17 protein-coding genes are annotated in these 19,721 nt (G+C 41.7%); 6 read left to right on the plus strand and 11 right to left on the minus strand.

Annotation, left to right across the window (positions count from 1 at the left end; translation table 11 throughout):
- Positions 1–39: 39 nt before the first annotated feature.
- From B6258_RS06425 to fixA, 10 genes are all read right to left on the minus strand, one after another.
- Positions 40–1,173, minus strand: coding sequence for a 2-hydroxyacyl-CoA dehydratase subunit D (locus B6258_RS06425; protein WP_099074580.1), 1,134 nt, complete (start codon positions 1,171–1,173; stop codon positions 40–42).
- Positions 1,173–2,414 (minus strand): 2-hydroxyacyl-CoA dehydratase subunit D, encoded by a 1,242-nt coding sequence (locus B6258_RS06430; protein ID WP_099074581.1) that lies wholly within the window; start codon positions 2,412–2,414, stop codon positions 1,173–1,175. The genes B6258_RS06425 and B6258_RS06430 overlap by 1 nt, the downstream gene beginning before the upstream one ends.
- The gene (locus B6258_RS06435; RefSeq protein ID WP_099074582.1) at positions 2,411–3,238 is read right to left on the minus strand and encodes an acyl-CoA dehydratase activase; all 828 of its coding nucleotides are present in this window, start codon (positions 3,236–3,238) and stop codon (positions 2,411–2,413) included. Before B6258_RS06435 ends, B6258_RS06430 begins: the two co-directional genes overlap by 4 nt.
- Before the next feature lie 36 nt (positions 3,239–3,274).
- Positions 3,275–4,510, minus strand: a complete 1,236-nt coding sequence (locus tag B6258_RS06440; RefSeq protein ID WP_099074583.1) for a CaiB/BaiF CoA transferase family protein — start codon at positions 4,508–4,510, stop codon at positions 3,275–3,277.
- A gap of 66 nt (positions 4,511–4,576) precedes the next feature.
- Positions 4,577–6,214 (minus strand): AMP-binding protein, encoded by a 1,638-nt coding sequence (locus B6258_RS06445; protein ID WP_099074584.1) that lies wholly within the window; start codon positions 6,212–6,214, stop codon positions 4,577–4,579.
- Between the two features lie 470 nt (positions 6,215–6,684).
- Positions 6,685–8,007: an MFS transporter gene (locus B6258_RS06450; RefSeq protein WP_099074585.1), complete on the minus strand. Its 1,323-nt coding sequence runs from the start codon at positions 8,005–8,007 to the stop codon at positions 6,685–6,687.
- Between the two features lie 86 nt (positions 8,008–8,093).
- Positions 8,094–8,381, minus strand: a complete 288-nt coding sequence (gene fixX / locus B6258_RS06455; protein ID WP_023582978.1) for a ferredoxin-like protein FixX — start codon at positions 8,379–8,381, stop codon at positions 8,094–8,096.
- The gene (gene fixC / locus B6258_RS06460; protein WP_099074586.1) at positions 8,378–9,670 is read right to left on the minus strand and encodes an FAD-dependent oxidoreductase FixC; all 1,293 of its coding nucleotides are present in this window, start codon (positions 9,668–9,670) and stop codon (positions 8,378–8,380) included. The genes fixX and fixC overlap by 4 nt, the downstream gene beginning before the upstream one ends.
- Positions 9,671–9,727: 57 nt before the next feature.
- Positions 9,728–10,666 (minus strand): FAD-binding protein, encoded by a 939-nt coding sequence (locus B6258_RS06465; protein WP_099074587.1) that lies wholly within the window; start codon positions 10,664–10,666, stop codon positions 9,728–9,730.
- Between the two features lie 11 nt (positions 10,667–10,677).
- A complete protein-coding gene (gene fixA, locus B6258_RS06470) occupies positions 10,678–11,451 on the minus strand; it encodes a putative electron transfer flavoprotein FixA (protein ID WP_099074588.1) in 774 nt (257 codons plus the stop codon).
- A gap of 600 nt (positions 11,452–12,051) precedes the next feature.
- On the opposite strand from fixA, the gene caiT reads away from it, so the two are divergent.
- From caiT to caiE, 6 genes are all read left to right on the plus strand, one after another.
- Positions 12,052–13,566 (plus strand): L-carnitine/gamma-butyrobetaine antiporter, encoded by a 1,515-nt coding sequence (gene caiT, locus B6258_RS06475; RefSeq protein WP_099074589.1) that lies wholly within the window; start codon positions 12,052–12,054, stop codon positions 13,564–13,566.
- 41 nt (positions 13,567–13,607) lie between these two features.
- Positions 13,608–14,750, plus strand: coding sequence for a crotonobetainyl-CoA dehydrogenase (caiA, locus tag B6258_RS06480; protein ID WP_099074590.1), 1,143 nt, complete (start codon positions 13,608–13,610; stop codon positions 14,748–14,750).
- Between the two features lie 69 nt (positions 14,751–14,819).
- Positions 14,820–16,040: an L-carnitine CoA-transferase gene (gene caiB, locus B6258_RS06485; RefSeq protein WP_023582984.1), complete on the plus strand. Its 1,221-nt coding sequence runs from the start codon at positions 14,820–14,822 to the stop codon at positions 16,038–16,040.
- A 74-nt stretch (positions 16,041–16,114) separates the two neighbouring features.
- Positions 16,115–17,671, plus strand: a complete 1,557-nt coding sequence (gene caiC / locus B6258_RS06490) for a crotonobetaine/carnitine-CoA ligase (RefSeq protein WP_099074591.1) — start codon at positions 16,115–16,117, stop codon at positions 17,669–17,671.
- Between the two features lie 78 nt (positions 17,672–17,749).
- A complete protein-coding gene (gene caiD / locus B6258_RS06495; protein WP_099074592.1) occupies positions 17,750–18,535 on the plus strand; it encodes a crotonobetainyl-CoA hydratase in 786 nt (261 codons plus the stop codon).
- Positions 18,536–18,589: 54 nt separating this feature from the next.
- The gene (gene caiE, locus B6258_RS06500) at positions 18,590–19,180 is read left to right on the plus strand and encodes a carnitine operon protein CaiE (RefSeq protein ID WP_099074593.1); all 591 of its coding nucleotides are present in this window, start codon (positions 18,590–18,592) and stop codon (positions 19,178–19,180) included.
- 71 nt (positions 19,181–19,251) lie between these two features.
- Here caiE and caiF read toward each other — a convergent pair whose 3' ends face one another.
- Positions 19,252–19,644 carry a carnitine metabolism transcriptional regulator CaiF gene (caiF, locus tag B6258_RS06505; RefSeq protein ID WP_099074594.1) on the minus strand — a complete coding sequence of 131 codons (393 nt, stop codon included), beginning with the start codon at positions 19,642–19,644 and terminating at the stop codon, positions 19,252–19,254.
- Positions 19,645–19,721: the final 77 nt, after the last annotated feature.

The raw sequence follows: 19,721 nt of genomic DNA on the forward strand, positions 1-19,721 counted from the left end.
TAAAACACGCAGGTCTTTTGTGACTATTAATTAACGTTGTTAAGCAGAAAGCACATCTGCAAAAGTTTGCAGTGCTGTTCTTGCCTGCTCATATGTTTTAGTTTGCTGATCGATTTCGATAATGATGGAAGGAATGCCTTCTCTATCGAGGAATTTCTTCACAATAGGGGCATCAAACTCTTCAGGATCACAGAACTTCGTCAGTAAATAGACGACACCATCAGCGCCTGTGTTTTTCACCATATCGGCAATTAAACGACCGCGTTTTTTCTCTGGATCATACAAAAGCGAACACCCTTCAAGCTGAGCGATTTGCTCAGCCATCGCTTCATAAGGTGCTTTGTTTTCAGGAATATCTTGGCGAAATTGACGAGACTCATGCGCGACTTCATCCGCCACAATCGCCATATTGTTGTCAGCCAAAATTTGTAGAATAGAAGGGCTATCCGCAATAATGCCTGTTACAACAATTTTGTGTCCTTTCCAAGGTTCTGGAGACAAGGTTTTACATTGTGCAACAATGGCTTCAACGGCTTTTGTATGTTCAACGACATCCATAAAATAGCCACTTTTGATCACCGTATTACGGCGTTGTGGCGTGACTAAATTTGGATGCAGTGCCGCGATATCTGAAAACTCACGTAATGCGCGACGGCGCTGATTAAACAGATGGATGGCATTTTTCAGTGCATCGTCTGTCACCGCTTGACCTGAAATTTCCCCTAATTGCAGTGCAATTTTTTTGTATTGTTCGGTTAAGAAAGCAATACCTGCTGGCGTTTTACGGTTCTGTGGATGGACTAATTGAATAAAGGGCACTTGTGGTACACCGGCTTTCCAGTTTTGCCCTAAGCATTTTAAGGTGTCACAAAGTGATGGAATGATGGCGGCTGATAGTTTGTTTAACGCCCCATTTAATCCCATTTCAAGAGAAGAAAGCACTAACGCACAATAGAAAGGAGGAAAATATTTCTTCGCTTCTGAAATCTCACGACCTTCCGCCCCCCAAATACCAAAAGGCACCATACCCGCCGCATAGACAATTTCATTAGGGGTATATTCAGGAAAACAGCCAACAACTTTTTTACCACTACGAATAAAACTATCTAATTGAGCAACAGGGTTATCCACCACGGCTTGTAATTCATCAAACAATTCCGTTAATGTTTTCATTAGATGTCTCCCTTTTTCATTTCTGCTTTGTTAGCAGCCATAATTTCAGTCAATGCTTCAACACGGGTGACATACTGCGCTTCAGAGAAAACACGAGGATCAGCTTGGTCGCCATCAAAAGTCACTGTAGGGATCTTCAGTTCATGACGAATACGGCGCTCAATTTCAGGCATAATGCCACTCCAGAGCTTGCAACTACGGTTAACGTGAATAATTGCACCATCAACTTTATTCTGACGGCTCACGTTAATACGCATATCAGCAGCACGCTCAACAGAGACACAGTTAGGGACGTAAGAGTAAGCACGCATCATCTCGTCACTGTTTTGATAAATCACACCAAATGCGGTGGCATAAACAGTGGCAGTCACGTTGATACCCTGCTCTTTTAACGGCGTAGATGTGGCACGCAAGTAAGGCCAGCACGCAATACCTTCAAAGAGAACACGGTATTTTTCTTCACCGCGGTAAGTCGATTTTTTCTCTTTGATGTTTTGTTCCATCTCTTCACACAGTTGCTCAAAAGCCAGCGCAGCTTCTAATTTACCGCGAGCACAAACTGCAACTGCCATGTGGTTAAACAGATCAAAACCATTCATTGGTGATGGTTCATACTGGCAATATTCTGCCGCTTTTAACCATGCGTGCCCTGTACGTTGTGAGATCTCACAAACTTGTTTGAATTTCTCTTCGGAGAAGACTTTGCCAGTCACTTTTTCGAGTTGTTTAATCGCATCATCAAATTGAGCTTGAACGTATTTCACCGTGACATCATCGGTGTCATAGTCATTTTTATAAGGAATATCGATAAGGATCATCGGGATATTCAGCTCATAAGCGATATTTTCATACCATTTGATCATGCAGTTACAGATGTTGTTACAGCACAGCAAGAAGTCAGGCTGTGGCATATCCATCTCTTCACACTGTTTAATATCCATGTAAGAGAGGCTGATACGCGCATAAGCACAAATATCGTTGGAATATCCCATGCTTTCTGCATGCTCACACATTTTTAAACCCGCGCCTTTCGCGGCAATCGCAGCAGCTTGGTTTTCAGGATAAACCACACATAAACCTAATGTTTCAGCAATTTCTTGAGGGAAGTTAGAGGCACACCACCCTATTTTTTCACCGCTGTTTTTCGCATCCCACGCGCGCTGATAAGCATCAGCGGCGATTTTTTGCAGTCGTTTTTTCGCAGGAATATAATCCGGCGCATTCATATCTACATTGCTCATTTTGATGTTCCTATTGTTAACGCATCGTCTTCCAGTTGATGGCGGTACGCTTCAAAGGCATAAATGGCGGCACCTATCGCCCCGTTGTATTGTGATAATGGTGAGGTGGCGATAGAGGCGTTCAGCTCCTCGCTAACATAACGAACAACTTCAAAATTACTGGCAACACCGCCTGTCATGACAACAGGGGCTTCAACACCGACTCGTTTTGCAAGACCGGCAATACGGCTAGCCACAGAGCGGTGAATACCATTAATGACGTCGGGTATTGTTTCGTTATTCGCGAGATGAGAAATCACTTCCGATTCAGAGAACACGGTACAGGTTGAGCTAATCGTGACTTTTTTCGTGGACTTAGCGCCCTCTTGAGCGAGATCAGAAATCTTGGTTTCTAATACTCGCGACATCACATCTAAAAAGCGTCCTGTACCCGCAGCGCACTTGTCATTCATCACAAAGTTTAATAAACGGCCTGCACCATCCATATGAAGTGCTTTAACGTCTTGACCGCCGATATCAATCACCGTTTTCACACCCGGAAAAAGAAAGTGCGCGCCTTTCGCATGGCAGCTAAGTTCACTCACTTCTTTGTTGGCTTCTTTCAGAGAATTTCGGCCATATCCTGTTGCGCAGATCCAACTGATCTGACTGAGATCGCCGTCAAATTGACGCAATACTTCATTGATCGCTTTTTCAGGCCCAGATGTCCCAGCACCGACTGATGCCAACGACTTCGCGACAATAGCGTCACCATTTTTCATGATGATGCATTTTGATGCTGACGATCCGATATCAACGCCCATTGTGAAAATGTCTTGTTGCATGCCTTTGCTCTCCTGAAAATTAAAAAAGTAAGTGGATTATTCTTTCCACGTCATCACGTCTTTATTGGCTTCAAGGTTTGCTATCTCTTCAGCGCTATACCCTAATTCTGCTAATACAGACGGTGTGTCTTCACCTAACAAAGGACCACGGCGGTATTCAGGTAAACCACTTTCTAAGAAATCAATCGGCGGACGAACTAAGGCTTTTTCACTGCCATTTTTGTATTTCATGTTGTAGAAGGTGTTGATTGCCCAAGCTTGTTTGTCTTCCAGCACTTCTTCCCACGTTTGTGCAATGCTGAATGGGATATCGTTTTTGGTGAAAATATCTGCCCATTCTGACGCTGTTTTTTGCTCAACTTGCTGCCAAATCAGGTCATATAATTCAGGGGAGCGATTATTTTTCGCCACTTCTTGTAGGCGGGTATAACGCGTGTCTTCCGCTAAATCTGGGCGACCAATACAAGAAATAAAGGTTGGGTAGTAAGCGTCATAAACTGGCATACAAACTTGAATAAAACGGTCATCTTTCGTTTTATAAGCCAAAATAAATGGGCTGGTGGTATTACGGCGATCGATTGGATAAGGCTGTCCATAATCTGGATATTGCGCCGCTTGGATCATAATCGCTTGGGTGTAAATAGAGGTATGCAACAAGTTAGTTGAAACATACTCGCCTTGACCGATATTTTTAGCGCGAATATAAGCAGCTAATACACCCGACACTAAACCTAATGCACACTGATGATCGCCAAGACCGGGGATCACGTTCATGGGTACAGTACCTTTTTGGTACAGTGAACCTAAAATACCGCCACGGGCAAAGAATGCGGTGTAGTCAAATCCCGGTAAATCTTTATCTGGTCCTTCATCGCCATAACCCGTCACGCTGGCATAAACTAATTTTGGAAAGCGTTGTTTTAACGTTTCATAATCTAAACCCGCACGCTCTCTTGCACCCGGACGCCAGTTAGTTAAGAAAATGTCTGCTTTTTCTAACAGTTCAAACAGGATTTTTTTCCCTGCTTCTGTTTTCGTATTTAACACAATCCCACGTTTATTGGCGTTTTCTAAATCAAAACTGGTGTTTTCATGTTGATCTAATGGGCGCCCTTCTGTTGGTGCGGTATAGCGTAAATTATCGCCACTTGGCGATTCGATTTTGATTACGTTCGCACCCATATCAGCTAAAATTCGACCCGCTGCAGGTACTGCGATAAAGGTCGCCAACTCAACTACGGTGACGCCTTCCAGTGCTTTATGACTTGTCATTTCTTCTCCTAATTATTTTTAGACTTCATACTGCTGTTGTCAGAATGTGGATAAATCCATTGTCACTTAACCCGCTACTTTGGTTTTTTCATCCTTGATTGAAACGCTATAACCCAGTTGCAATTTCAATGCTTGCACATCAATTTTTCCGCAAGGGGTATGAGGAAACGCTGTAAAGAAATGGAGTTCTTTAGGGATTTTGTAGCGAGCCAGTCGCTCTTGTAGAAATTCACGTAATTCACTTTCACCAATGCTGTGGCCTTTTTGCACACAAATGGTGGCAATCACTTCTTCACCTAAATCCGTTGACGGAATACCAAATGCTTTTGTCTCATCAACACCAGCATATTCAGCAATGGCTTCTTCTATTTCACAAAGGCTGATATTTTCACCACCACGTACCACAATCTCTTTCATGCGATAGGCATAGTGATAATTTCCTTGTTCGTCGATACAGCCGATATCCCCCGTGTGTAACCACCCTTCTTCGTCTAACGCTTCTTTGGTTTTGTCTGGTGCATTGTCATAGCCCATCATCACATGGAAGCCACGCGTACAAATTTCACCTAAAATGCCGACTGGCACAGGTTTACCTGTTTTCGGATTGATAATTTTCATTTCCACAAAAGGTAAAGGTTTACCAATCGAACTACGCTTTATCGCTAAGGGATCGTGAGGTAATGTTTGAGTACAGCAAGGTGAAGCTTCTGTTTGGCCATAAGAGACAGTGATCCCTTTCATGCCGAGGATATTTTCGATGTCATCAATTAAGGCTGGAGGGAAACTGGCGCCTGCAATAATGCCTTTATCAAGGCTGGATAAATCATAGTGAGAAAATTGCTCATGCTTCATTAAACGACTAAAAATTGTCGGTACACCGTGCATAATGGTGCAATGATGATTTTGAACGGCTTTTAACACATCTTCTGCACAATAGTTATCAAGAAGAACGAGTTGGCACCCTGTTGTTAACGCAAAAAAGAGGCAAGAAGAGAGTCCAAAACAGTGGAACAGAGGAACCGCAAGACAAATCACATCGTCATGTGTCACACCTAAGCGCTGTGCTGACAGCATGGCATTATTAATGACATTATATTGGCTTAACATGACACCTTTAGGCATTGCAGTACTGCCAGAAGTCATTTGAATAGTCAGTAAATCTTTTACGCTAACTTGGGCGACAGCATGTTGATAAACGGTATCGGATACGTGTATTGCTTTTTCTTTTAATTGAGATAAAGAGACACTTTTTTCTGCATGTTCATCACCCATGCTAATAAATAATTGAGGTAATACATCTTTATTTTCTGATGCTTTTTTAGAAAGACAATTAATAACCTCAATAAAATGATTGCTTTTAAAACCCTCCGAAAAACAGAGCGCTTTAATTCCGGTTAATCGACATAAATCTAATAACTCTCTTTTTTTAAAATGAAAGTTAATACAAACAACGGGAACACCAATTTGAGCAGCAGCAAGAAAACAAATTATCCACTCTTTACTATTAGCAGACCAAATACCTAAACGATCACCTTTTTTTAAACCAATGGCTAAAAATCCACGAGCAACGCTTTCTACTTCTTGTTGTAATTGTTGCCAAGTCAGTGTTTTTTTACTTTGATTTTCAATCAAGGCTATTTGTAATGCATGTTGCTTTACTACATTGTTTAGACATTCTTTAACTGTCGTTTCTAATAAGGTCATAAATACCTACTCAACCGCTTCTTTGCTGGTGTTTCTGTCTGTAATGACCTTATTCTGGGTAGGGGGATTTATTCATTCTTGGTAAATAACGAACTGTTTTTCGTCATTTGAATAGTCTGAGAAAGATTTGTGATTGAGGTCTAGATTTGGCGGGTTAAATATAATTTGTAATTGAAGAGTAATTAATAACAATGAGATAAATTTGAAACTAATGCGTTATAAAGGTGTTATTATTAATAAAGAAAAAGGAGAGTTATTTTATTTTTATAAAAAAACAAAACCACTCTCTTTTTAATATAAATATACTCAGCTCATTTTAAGATATAAAAAAATCTTATCAATAAATATTGATGTGATAATTTAAATAAAAACAATATAAAAAAAATACAATAACGATTTAATTTTATAACATCTAAATAAAAAACAATTTAAATCACTTAACTTATTTTATTAATCATCGGTTAAAGAATTTATTTACCACGCCGCATCGGCATGGTTGACGTTTGATTAAGCGTTAATCCTTTGGTTTCTGGTGCAAACAACACTGACACTATCATACCGAATAAAGAGATTGCCGCTCCCACCAGCATCGTGGTGTTAATACCATAAGTGGCAATAAAGGCAGGAAGCGCACAGGTTGAGATAACGGTACCAATACGGCTTATCGACATAATCACCCCTACCGCAGAAGCGCGAATATCCGTTGGGAATAACTCATTGGGGTAGAGCCATTGTAAAATACCGGGGCCACCAGAGAAAAAGGCGTAAGTTGCAAACGCTAAGATCACAAATAAAATCGGCAGATTAGGGAAAACGCCCAGCACGAATAATGCCAATGTCATCATGGCAAAACTACCTATCAATAACGGGCGTCGTCCTGTCTGGTTTAACCAAAACATCGCGGGAATACACCCAAACATAAAGAACAGGCTGATGATGACATTACCCAGTGCGGCACTTCGTCCAGTATCCCATCCTAATAAACCGACAATTTGTGGTCCAAAAGTATAAATGGCAAACATCGGGATCACTTGGCAAGTCCAAATCACCGCAACAAACAACACAAAAGAAAAGTGACGTTTATTGAATAACTCGATAAAACGGGTTGTTTTGGCATCTTCCGCTTCAAATATCACGGGTTCACCAAAGAGTTTGATCATCATTTCATTACACTCTTTAATACGCCCTTTGCGTATTAACCAAAGCGGAGATTCAGGTAAATCAAAACGACCAATTAAAATAATAACGCAAGGAATAAAAGCACTGCCTAACATCCAACGCCAACCATCTTGAACATCATATAAAAGATAACCGACTAAATTGGCGCAAGTCGCCCCGATATACCACATAGCAGCAATAAATCCGACGGCAAAGGCGCGTTGTTTTTTATTGGAAAATTCAGTGATCATCGAAGTTGCAATAGGATAATCGGCACCAATCACAATGCCAATCAGGAATCGCATTACCAGCAGACCCACTGGTGTTGAAACAAACATCGTCGCAATCGAAATAAGCGCAATAGCGACAATATCAACGAGAAACATTTTGCGACGACCCACTTTGTCACAAATATAACCAAAGAGCGATGTACCAATAAAAAGTCCGGCTAATGTTGCCGCACCAAGCAGACCAATCCACTGTGTATCAAGCTGTAATAACGGTGTAAGTTGCTCTAATGCGACACCAATAATCACTAATACATAGCCGTCAAGAAAAGGGCCGCCACTCCCCCATAACATCACTCGACGATGTACAGAGGTAAAACGAATATCATCAAAGTTTCTGGGTTGCATGACTGCGTCCTGGTATTTTTTCTAAATAAAACAAAAAAGAAAAGCTCCCAGGCCGGAGACAGCACTGGGAGAAAAGTAGCGATACATCATCCGTAACGATATTCCACGCCAAACGTGCCGCGTGGGTATTCCCATTTTTCAAGCGCACTATCTAAACCAAGAATTCGACAAGTTCCACACTCTAAGCACCCCGCATAATCAAAACTGATGGTGCCATCTTCTTGTTTTTTATAAAGACCGGCAGGACAGGCTTTGACTAAGGTTTCCAATACCTGCATATCAGGCTGCTCTTTAACGACGATATGTGGATTTTCCTCATCGACATTAAATTTATTGATGCCTAATTTGACATCGACATTTACGGGAGAACTCATATTGCTTTTACTCCTTTGATCCCATCTTTAATCAGATTCATCCAACCGACTTTTTTGGTATGACGCATCATAGTTTTACGCATGGGTACTGGCGCTTCACCGGTGACGGTAAAGAGATCTTTTGCTATACCCACCACCATTTCAGGGTAAGCGGTGAACATACGAGGGTTATCAAGTAAATCCGGCATACGTTGATAGGCTTTCATATCACGTAACGGACCATCTTCTAAATGTTTGAGATATTCATTTAGCGTTTGTTTACTAAAATCATTTTTCGCCATGGCAGAAAGCACAGTTTTTGCAGCAGCTTCACCAGATGCCATCGCTAAATCCATGCCACGGATAGTAAAGCCAAGGTTCATACACATCCCTGCAGCATCACCCGCAATCAGTACACCATCGCGTACTAATTCGTTTTGCATTCTTAAACCCGCTTCAGGAACGACGTGCGCACCGTATTCCACCATTTTTCCGCCTTCAATTAGCGGAGCAACAACCGGATGCTGTTTAAAATCCTCCAGCATTTGTGGTACTGATTTTTTAGCGTCTTTAATATGGTGAAGTCCACAGACAAGCCCCAAAGAAAGCGTGGTTTTATTGGTATATAAAAAACCACCGCCCATTAATCCATCAGTAGGCGAACCTGCGAATAACCACGCCGCACCTTCATTATCTTTTAGGTTAAAGCGATCTTTAATGACGTTTTCAGGCAGTTCGATGATCTCCTTAACGCCCACTGCGACATTTTCAGCGGCAACACGTTTTGTCATGCCTAACTGTTCAGCAAGAATAGAGTTCACACCATCGGCTAAAATGACTGCTTTCGCTTCTAATACATCGCCATCGGCTTCAACACCCACAATTTTGCCATCACGTTCAACTAACTTATCAACACGAATGCCCGTGATACATTGCGCACCCGCGTTTTCGGCTTGCTCCATTAGCCATTGGTCAAACTCGCCCCGTAATACAGACCAAGAGGCCGTTTTAGGGTTGTTTCCTTCCGTATTTTGGTAATCAATCGTCATTGCGCCTGTTTCAGTCATAAATGACAATTTTTCATGAGTGATCACGCGCTCAACGGGCGCTTCTTGCGCAAACTCAGGAATGATGCGTTCAAGAGTATGTGCATACATACGACCACCGGTTACATTTTTCCCGCCAGCGTAGTTACCTCTTTCTATTAGCAATACTTGTGCGCCTTCTCTTGCCAAAACAAGGGCAGCCACAGATCCTGCTAATCCTGCGCCAACAATAATGGCATCGAAAATATCTTCGGAATCGGACATAACATCTCCAGAATTTGCGATAAACAGCAGAGAAGTCACCTTCCCTGCTTAAATAAATCAGTTAGATAATTGACGAGTTAATGCAGGTAAGATCTTCATTAAATCACCGACAATGCCGTAGTCCGCGAATTGGAAGATAGGTGCATTTTTGTCTTTATTGATAGCAACAATGGTTTGTGCGCCATTAGCGCCGACCATATGTTGAATTTGTCCTGAAATACCGGCGGCTAAATAAAGTTCAGGTTTCAGCATCAGGTTAGAAATACCGACATAACGCTCATGTTCCATCCACTTCTCATTTTCCGCAACAGGACGAGAACAGGCGATTTCAGCACCGATAACTTTCGCTAACGCTTCTGCAATAGCAATATTTTCTTTACTACCAATACCTCGACCCACGCTAACAACAAAACGCGCTTTATCTAAATCAACAGCATTAATTGCGCGTGGTTGAACTGAATTGCGAACGATGGTTTGAGCTGGAGCAATCCATGCAACTTTTTGTGCATTGCCCGTAGCACTCGTTTCTGGTGCAACATCAAAAGCTCCCACACTTGCAGTTACAACACAATAAGGCGTTTTCAAGGTTTCATCACCAAAGGCTAACCCACCATAAACCATGTGTTTTGTTACTAATGCATCACCCTCTGCATTTAAAGATTGTGCGTCATTAGAAACAACGGCCTCTAAACGATGACCTAAACGTGCTGCGACTAATTTTCCGCGACGTGTATTAGGCAGTAGCACTAAACCTGCATCACCTTTTTCTTTGATGGTTTCAACCATGCTTTGTGCATAGTCTTCAATAATGCGATCGTCTGGTTTACCTTCTAATTGGAAAACCGCTGTTGCACCTAATTTAAAAGCAGCAACGCTTTGCTCATCATTCAATGTAAATACATTGATAGATTGTCCTAATGAAGAAGCGCCACCCATTAATTCTGGTAAACGGGAAAGTGCATCACTAAATACCCAAACAGTTGAAAACTGGCTCATAACTCCCCCTATTACTTAAGAATTTTACGTAAGTGTTCTGCCAACTCAGCAATCTGATCATCACCATCACCTTCAATAATGATGCGTTGACGAACTTTCTGTTTCGGCGCCGCCACTTTTTGCTCTGAACGCGCATCAATCGCATCCAGACCAAGATCGGTGACACTCCATTGCTGGACAGTTTTTTTGGCAGCACCAAGAATGGCTTTCATTGAAGGAATTTGAGGCGTGTTAATGTCAGTAGACACCGCAATTACAGCGGGTAATGGAATTGTCAGTGTTTCAATTTCATTTTCTAATTCACGTTCAACTGTTATTGAGTCATTAGAAAGAGAAACAATTTTATTAATACCATTGATTGCTGGAATATTTAAGATTTCACCCACCAGCAAACTCACTTGTTGTGAACTCAGATCCGCAGAGCCGTCACCACAAAGAATTAAGTCATAACCATTTTTAGTTGCAGCTGCAGCCAGTGCAACCGCCGTTTGGTAAGGCAGAGAGGCTTCAAATTGATCATCAACCACAACCACTAAGTCGTCAGCACCGCGAGATAAAACATCTTTACGTGCTTTCGCATTGGTCAGAGCTTTACCACCGACACTCATTGCCGTGATTTGGATACCATCAAGTTGCGCTCTTAATTGATTAGCGGCTTCAATCGCATTTAAATCATATTGGCTGATTTTGGTATTAGCACGAGAAAAATCCAGCGAACCATCTGCGCTATTTACCGTAATATCCTGCTCATCGGGAACACTCTTGTAACATGTAATAATATTCATTACATCTCCTGAAATTAATCAATAATGTCATTTACTCTGGCAATGTAATATAGAATTAACACAATTAAGCATTTAAAAAATTAAACCTAGGTCACCAATATTGAACATGGATAAATAAAGAATGGATAGGTTTCAATATTGCTAAATACATCACCAATATTGAAATTAATTTTAATTGAAGTGAACAACTTTCAATATTGCTACATTGATCAACAATATTGAACATAATAAATATAGCAGTGTTTAACGTTCAATATTGCCACCAAGATCAACAATATTGAAAGACGGAATATAACAACCCCATTACATATCAATTGATAGATATAATTATCAATCAGTTACAATGAAAACGAAACGTTATAAAACGTAACATAAAATCGACAAAAAGAATAGTGTGAAGTGAATAACAGAATAGATTTCTTATAATATCCATCATTCTTCATCATTAATAGATTTATGGATTAGCCAATCACTTTATTTTTCTATTATGATGAAAATTCAATAGACGAAATAGATAAAATTAAACTCAAATGCTTTATTAGATATTAGGAATTAACACTACTTAAACTTCTGCGCTAAATATATTTGGAAAATTTACCTATGAGCAAAGATAATAAAAAGGCTGGAATAGAACCGAAGGTTTTTTTTCCGCCATTAATCATTGTTGGTATTTTATGTTGGTTAACGGTACGTGATCTTGACGCTTCAAATGAAGTGATTAACGCCGTATTCAGCTATGTTACCAATGTTTGGGGTTGGGCCTTCGAATGGTATATGGTCATTATGTTCGGGGGTTGGTTTTGGTTAGTCTTCGGTCGTTATGCCAATAAACGTCTAGGAGATGATAAACCAGAATTTAGTACCGCAAGCTGGATCTTTATGATGTTTGCGTCTTGTACGTCAGCCGCGGTCCTTTTCTGGGGCTCGATTGAAATATACTACTACATTTCAAGCCCACCATTTGGTATGGAAGGTTACTCCACTCAAGCAAAAGAAATTGGTCTAGCCTATAGCCTGTTCCACTGGGGGCCGCTGCCTTGGGCAACGTATAGCTTCTTATCCGTGGCATTCGCTTACTTCTTCTTTGTTCGCAAAATGGAAGTGATTCGACCAAGTAGTACCTTAACCCCATTAGTCGGTGAAAAACACGTTAATGGTTTATTCGGCACCATTGTTGATAACTTCTATTTAGTTGCCCTGATTTTAGCCATGGGGACAAGTCTGGGTTTAGCCACACCGCTTGTCACTGAATGTATTCAATACTTATTTGGTATTCCTCATACCCTGTTATTAGATGCCATTATTATCTCTTGTTGGATTGTCCTGAATGCAATCTGCGTGGCATTTGGTCTGCAAAAAGGGGTAAAAATTGCCAGTGACGTGCGTACTTACCTGAGTTTCTTAATGCTGGGTTGGGTATTTATCGTGGGCGGTGCAAGTTTTATCGTCAATTACTTCACAGACTCTGTGGGTACATTGATGATGTATATGCCACGTATGCTGTTTTATACAGACCCTATCGGTAAAGGCGGATTCCCTCAAGGCTGGACAGTCTTCTATTGGGCTTGGTGGGTTATTTACGCCATCCAAATGAGTATCTTCTTAGCACGTATCTCTAAAGGCCGTACTGTTCGTGAGTTATGTTTAGGGATGGTGTCAGGTTTAACCGCAGGAACTTGGTTAATTTGGACAATCCTTGGCGGTAATACCTTACAACTGATTGACCAAAACATTCTCAATATTCCACAACTGATTGAGCAATACGGTGTACCTCGCGCAATCATCGAAACATGGGCGGCATTACCATTAAGTACAGCAACAATGTGGGGCTTCTTTATCCTCTGCTTTATTGCCACTGTCACCTTAATTAACGCCTGTTCTTACACACTGGCAATGTCTACCTGCCGCTCTATGAAAGAAGGCTCTGAGCCACCTTTATTAGTGCGCATCGGCTGGTCTGTATTAGTCGGTATTATCGGCATCATTCTGCTAGCACTTGGGGGTTTAAAACCGATTCAAACCGCCATTATCGCTGGAGGATGCCCACTATTTTTCGTCAATATCATGGTCACCTTGTCCTTTATTAAAGATGCCAAAGTACATTGGAAAGACTGATCCGCTATACGCAAAGAATGACATATTAAGAGGTTATTAACATGGATTTTAGATTGAATGATGAGCAGGAACTGTTTGTTGACGGTGTCCGCGAATTAATGGCCAGTGAAAACTGGGAAGCTTATTTCGCAGAGTGTGATCGCGAAAGTAAATACCCAGAGCGTTTTGTCAAAGCCTTAGCGGATATGGAAATCGACAATCTGCTGATCCCAGAAGAGCACGGTGGCTTAAATGCCGGTTTTGTTACTGTTGCGGCAATTTGGATGGAATTAGGTCGCTTAGGTGCACCAACTTACGTGCTGTATCAATTACCGGGTGGCTTTAACACCGTATTGCGTGAAGGCACACAAGAACAAATTGATAAAATTATGGCGTTCCGCGGTACTGGTAAACAGATGTGGAACTCTGCCATTACCGAACCGGGTGCAGGTTCTGATGTGGGTAGCTTACAAACCACCTATACCCGTAAAGATGGCAAAGTTTACCTCAATGGTAGCAAATGCTTTATCACCAGTAGCGCCTATACCCCTTATGTTGTTGTGATGAGCCGCGATGCAGCATCACCTGATAAACCTATCTTTACAGAATGGTTTGTCGATATGAGTAAACCGGGCATCAAAGTCAACAAGTTAGAAAAACTGGGTTTACGCATGGATAGCTGCTGTGAAATCACTTTCGACAATGTTGAGCTTGAAGAAAAAGACATGTTTGGTCGTGAAGGTAACGGCTTTAACCGTGTGAAAGAAGAGTTCGACCACGAGCGTTTCTTAGTAGCACTCACTAACTACGGTACTGCAATGTGTGCTTTTGAAGATGCAGCACGCTATGCCAACCAACGTGTGCAATTTGGTGAAGCAATCGGTCGTTTCCAACTAATTCAAGAAAAATTCGCCCATATGGCGATCAAACTCAATTCAATGCGCAACATGTTATATGAAACTGCATGGAAGAGTGACAACAACTTAATCACTTCCGGTGATGCGGCAATGTGTAAATACTTCTGTGCTAACGCAGCATTTGAAGTGGTCGATAGTGCAATGCAGGTGCTTGGCGGTGTGGGTATTGCGGGTGAACACCGTATTTCTCGTTTCTGGCGTGACCTTCGTGTTGACCGAGTGTCTGGTGGCTCTGATGAAATGCAGATCCTGACATTAGGACGTTCAGTGCTTAAACAGTACCGCTAATTAATCACAAATTACTCTCTCATCTACAGATGAGGGAGTTTTTTAAAAGTCCACTGACGAGGTGACGCTATGACAGAACATTTACCAATGCCACAATTCGGCCCACTTTCTGGGGTTCGCGTTGTATTTTCAGGAATTGAAATTGCAGGGCCATTCGCAGGACAAATGTTTGCAGAATGGGGAGCAGAAGTAATTTGGATTGAAAACGTTGCATGGGCTGACACCATTCGCGTTCAACCTCATTATCCACAACTTTCTCGCCGTAATTTACATGCTCTTTCACTCAATATCTTTAAAGATGAAGGCCGTGATGCGTTCCTGAAATTAATGGAAACCACTGATATCTTTATCGAAGCCAGTAAAGGCCCTGCCTTTGCACGTCGTGGTATTACTGATGAAGTTTTATGGGAACATAACCCTAAATTGGTTATCGCGCATTTATCGGGCTTCGGTCAATATGGTGATCCGCAATACACCAACCTACCGGCTTATAACACCATTGCTCAAGCATTTAGTGGCTATTTGATCCAAAACGGTGACAAAGATCAGCCAATGCCTGCTTTCCCTTATACCGCAGACTATTTCTCAGGAATGACCGCAACTACTTCCGCTTTAGCTGCACTGTATAAGGTTCAACAAACAGGCAAAGGCGAAAGTATTGATATCGCCATGTATGAAGTGATGTTGCGCATGGGGCAATACTTCATGATGGATTATTTCAATGGCGGTGAAATTTGCCCTCGTATGACTAAAGGGAAAGATCCGTACTACGCAGGCTGTGGGCTTTACCGTTGCCAAGATGGCTTTATCGTGATGGAAGTTGTCGGCATTACTCAAATTGAAGAAATTTTCAAAGATATTGGTCTTGCGCATCTTTTAGGTACACCAGAAGTGCCTGAAGGTACTCAACTTATTCACCGTATCAATTGCCCTCATGGTCAATTATTTGAAGATAAGTTAGATGAGTGGTTAGCAAAACAACCGATCACTGACGTGCTGAAGCGCCTGTCTGAACTCAATATTGCCAGCGCCAAAGTGTTGACTATTCCTGAGCTTGAAGACAATCCGCAATATGTCGCACGAGAATCAATTACCCAATGGCAGACCATGAATGGCGAAACCTGCAAAGGGCCAAATGTGATGCCGAAATTCAAAAATAATCCGGGGAAAATCTGGCGTGGTATGCCATCTCACGGTATGGACACTGACGCTATCTTAAAAAACATCGGTTATAGCGACGAACAAATCAGGGGGCTGGTCGATAAAGGACTGGCTAAAATCGTAAAATAACACCGTAAAATTCAGACACCATAAAAAAAATAACGGCGTCTGAATTTAGGGCAAAAGTAGGGGATAACAGTTTAATGGATGTAATTGGCAAACAAAACTTACGTCAAATGTGGGATGATTTGGCAGAGGTTTATGGCACAAAAACAGCGCTAATTTTTGAATCCGCACAAGGACAGGTGAGACAATTTAGCTACTGTGAATTAAATGAAGAGATAAACAGAACCGCAAATCTTTTTCATGCTAGTGGCATAAAAAAAGGCGACCATGTTGCCTTACATCTTGATAACTGCCCTGAATTTTTCTTTTGCTGGTTTGGGCTGGCAAAAATTGGCGCTGTCATGGTGCCCATTAATGCGCGCTTTATGTATGAAGAGAGCGCTTGGATAATCAATCACTGCCAAGCCCATTATGTCGTTACACGCGATAATTTCTATCCGATTTACCAACCTATGTTACAGGATGAACAAAGCCCTTTAACGCAGCTGTTTTTAATTTCTGAAAACGCAATGCCTGCTGAAAAAGGGATTGTGGACTTTTTAAAAGAAAAAGCCAAACACCCTGTCACGCTTAATCATCACACTCCATTAAGTGTGGATGATACTGCTGAAATTCTTTTCACATCGGGTACCACATCGCAACCTAAAGGTGTGGTTATCACGCACTATAACTTACGCTTTGCGGGTTATTACTCATCATGGCAAAACGCATTACGGGAAGACGATATTTATCTTACCGTGATGCCAGCTTTTCATATTGATTGCCAATGCACGGCATCACTCCCAGCTTTTTCTGTCGGTGCCACCTTTGTTTTACTCGAAAAATACAGTGCAAGAGCCTTTTGGAAACAGATCCTAAAGTATCAAGCAACGGTAACAGAGTGCATTCCCATGATGATGAGAACCTTAATGGCACAACCTGTTTCATCAGAAGAAAAGCAACACAAATTACGCGAAGTGATGTTCTATCTCAATCTTGCAGATGAAGAAAAAGATGCCTTTATCGAACGCTTTAACGTGCGATTACTCACCTCTTACGGCATGACAGAAACCATCGTGGGTTTAATCGGTGATAGACCCGGCGATAAACGCCGCTGGCCGTCAATCGGTAGACCCGGTTTTTGCTATCAAGCTCAAATCAGAGACAAACAAAACAACGAAGTTCCTGATGGTGTTGTCGGTGAGATCTGCGTAAAAGGCGAACCTGGAAAAACCTTATTCAAAGAGTATTACAACCGACCGGATGCAACAGCTAAAGCGCTGGAACCTGAAGGTTGGTTACATACTGGCGATTATGGTTACCGAGATGATGAAGGCTTTTTCTATTTTGTTGATCGCAGTTGCAACATGATCAAACGCGGTGGCGAAAACGTCTCTTGCGTTGAGATTGAAAACATTATTTCTTCACATCCTAAAATTCAAGATGTGGCAGTTATTGGTGTGCCTGATGATATTCGTGATGAAGCCATAAAAGCCTTTGTGGTGCTTGTTGAAGGTGAAACCTTGAGTAAAGACGATTTTTTCCATTTCTGCGAACACAATATGGCGAAATTTAAAGTGCCATCAGAAGTCGAGTTTCGAGAAGGTTTACCTCGTAATTGCTCAGGAAAAGTAATTAAAAAGCATTTGAAATAAGACATAGGTAAGTTTTAACGATAGCAAAATAATCTCAATCATAAATGCTTATTTTTGATGACGAAAAAGGAATACAACATGAGCCAATCATTACACCTAACAACACGTGGTTCAGTACTTGAGATTGTCTTAGATAGACCCAAAGCCAATGCGATTGATGCAAAAACCAGTCATGAAATGGGCGAAGTTTTTCTGCGTTTTCGTGATGATCCCAACTTACGCGTTGCCATTATTACGGGCGCGGGCGAACGCTTTTTCTCCGCAGGTTGGGATTTAAAGGCAGCAGCTGAAGGTGAAGCACCCGATGCAGACTTTGGTGCGGGTGGTTTTGCGGGTTTAACCGAATTATTTGATCTTGATAAACCTGTCATTGCTGCCGTTAACGGCTATGCTTTTGGGGGCGGATTTGAATTAGCACTCGCCGCCGACATGATGGTGTGCTCAGATAATGCTTCTTTTGCTTTGCCCGAAGCACAATTAGGTATTGTCCCAGACAGTGGTGGTGTTTTGCGTTTACCTAAACGTTTACCACCGGCTATCGTCAACGAAATGCTGATGACAGGTCGTCGTATGAATGCAGATGAAGCACTGCGTTGGGGCATTGCAAACCGCGTTGTCAGTTCTGCTGAATTAATGGATAGCGCACGCGAACTTGCTGATCAAATCGCGAATAGTGCGCCACTAGCTGTCGCTGCATTAAAAGAGATTTATCGTGCCACTAGCGAGCTTTCTATTGAAGAGGGCTACAAATTAATGCGCAGTGGTGTATTAAAACATTACCCAAGTGTTTTACATTCAGAAGATGCCACCGAAGGGCCATTAGCCTTTGCTGAAAAACGCGCACCTGAATGGAAAGGCCGGTAATTATCCCGTATTTCGAGAATACCACTTCGATAATACAACAAAGAGGAAAAATGGATGAGCATCTATGCATTTGAAGGTCTTGTTCCTGTGGTACATCCAACAGCCTATATTCACCCATCTGCTGTATTAATTGGTGATGTGATTATTGGTGCAGGTGTTTATATCGGTCCTCTTGCTTCACTAAGAGGCGACTATGGACGCTTAATTGTTGAAGCAGGCGCTAACCTTCAAGACGGTTGTATCATGCACGGTTATACCGATATGGACACCATTGTGAGAGAAAATGGACACATTGGACACGGTGCTATTCTTCATAGTTGTATTATCGGGCGTGACAGTTTAGTCGGTATGAATAGCGTGATTATGGATGGTGCTGTCATTGGTGAGGAAAGTATTGTTGCCGCCATGAGCTTTGTAAAAGCGGGCTTTCAAGGACAACCTCGCCAAATGTTAATCGGCAGCCCAGCAAAACATGTGCGTGATATTACCGATCAAGATATGGAATGGAAACGGATGAACACCCGTGAATATCAAGACTTGGCGGTTCGTTGCCGCCAAAGCTTAGTTGAAACCACCCCATTAACTGCTCCTGAACCTCATCGCCCTCGTTTACGTGGCACAACAGATGTAAAGCCGAAAGGTTAGTAACAAACAGCGACAGGCGTTGCGAGCGCCTGTCGTCATTATTCAATTAGTATGAAACGAAGTCACTTAAATTAGCGACGTTGCGATTTTGACAACATCCATTGCCATTTTTGCTCATGATTTAATCCATGAGGGATCATCGTTGCTAATTTCTCAGGTGAACTTTGACTACTTTTGCCTTGAACATGACCTTTTATGCGAGAATAAAGCTGAGGATCAATATGACTCACTTTGATCATCCGTTGGCATTGGCAACCTCTGCCTTCAAGCTGGTTAGGCACGCTTTTCGTTTCACACTCAATTTCTTTTACATCAGCCAGAATGTAAGAAACGATATTAATCGCATTGCATTGAGGGATATCGAATTTTTTTGCAATCTCTTTTGCGCTTACCCAACGTTCTTGCTCTTGAACCCAGTCAGCAATTGACAGATAGAGTGGCTTATTCATGTATTCTTCACACATATTTACTCCAGTATCACAAATAAAGTTTTATTTATCACTAAATAAAGATAATAACTGAATATGTTAATTATCATTGC

The sequence above is a fragment of the Proteus alimentorum genome, assembly GCF_002607735.1.
In the GTDB taxonomy this organism is placed as follows: Bacteria; Pseudomonadota; Gammaproteobacteria; order Enterobacterales; family Enterobacteriaceae; genus Proteus; species Proteus alimentorum.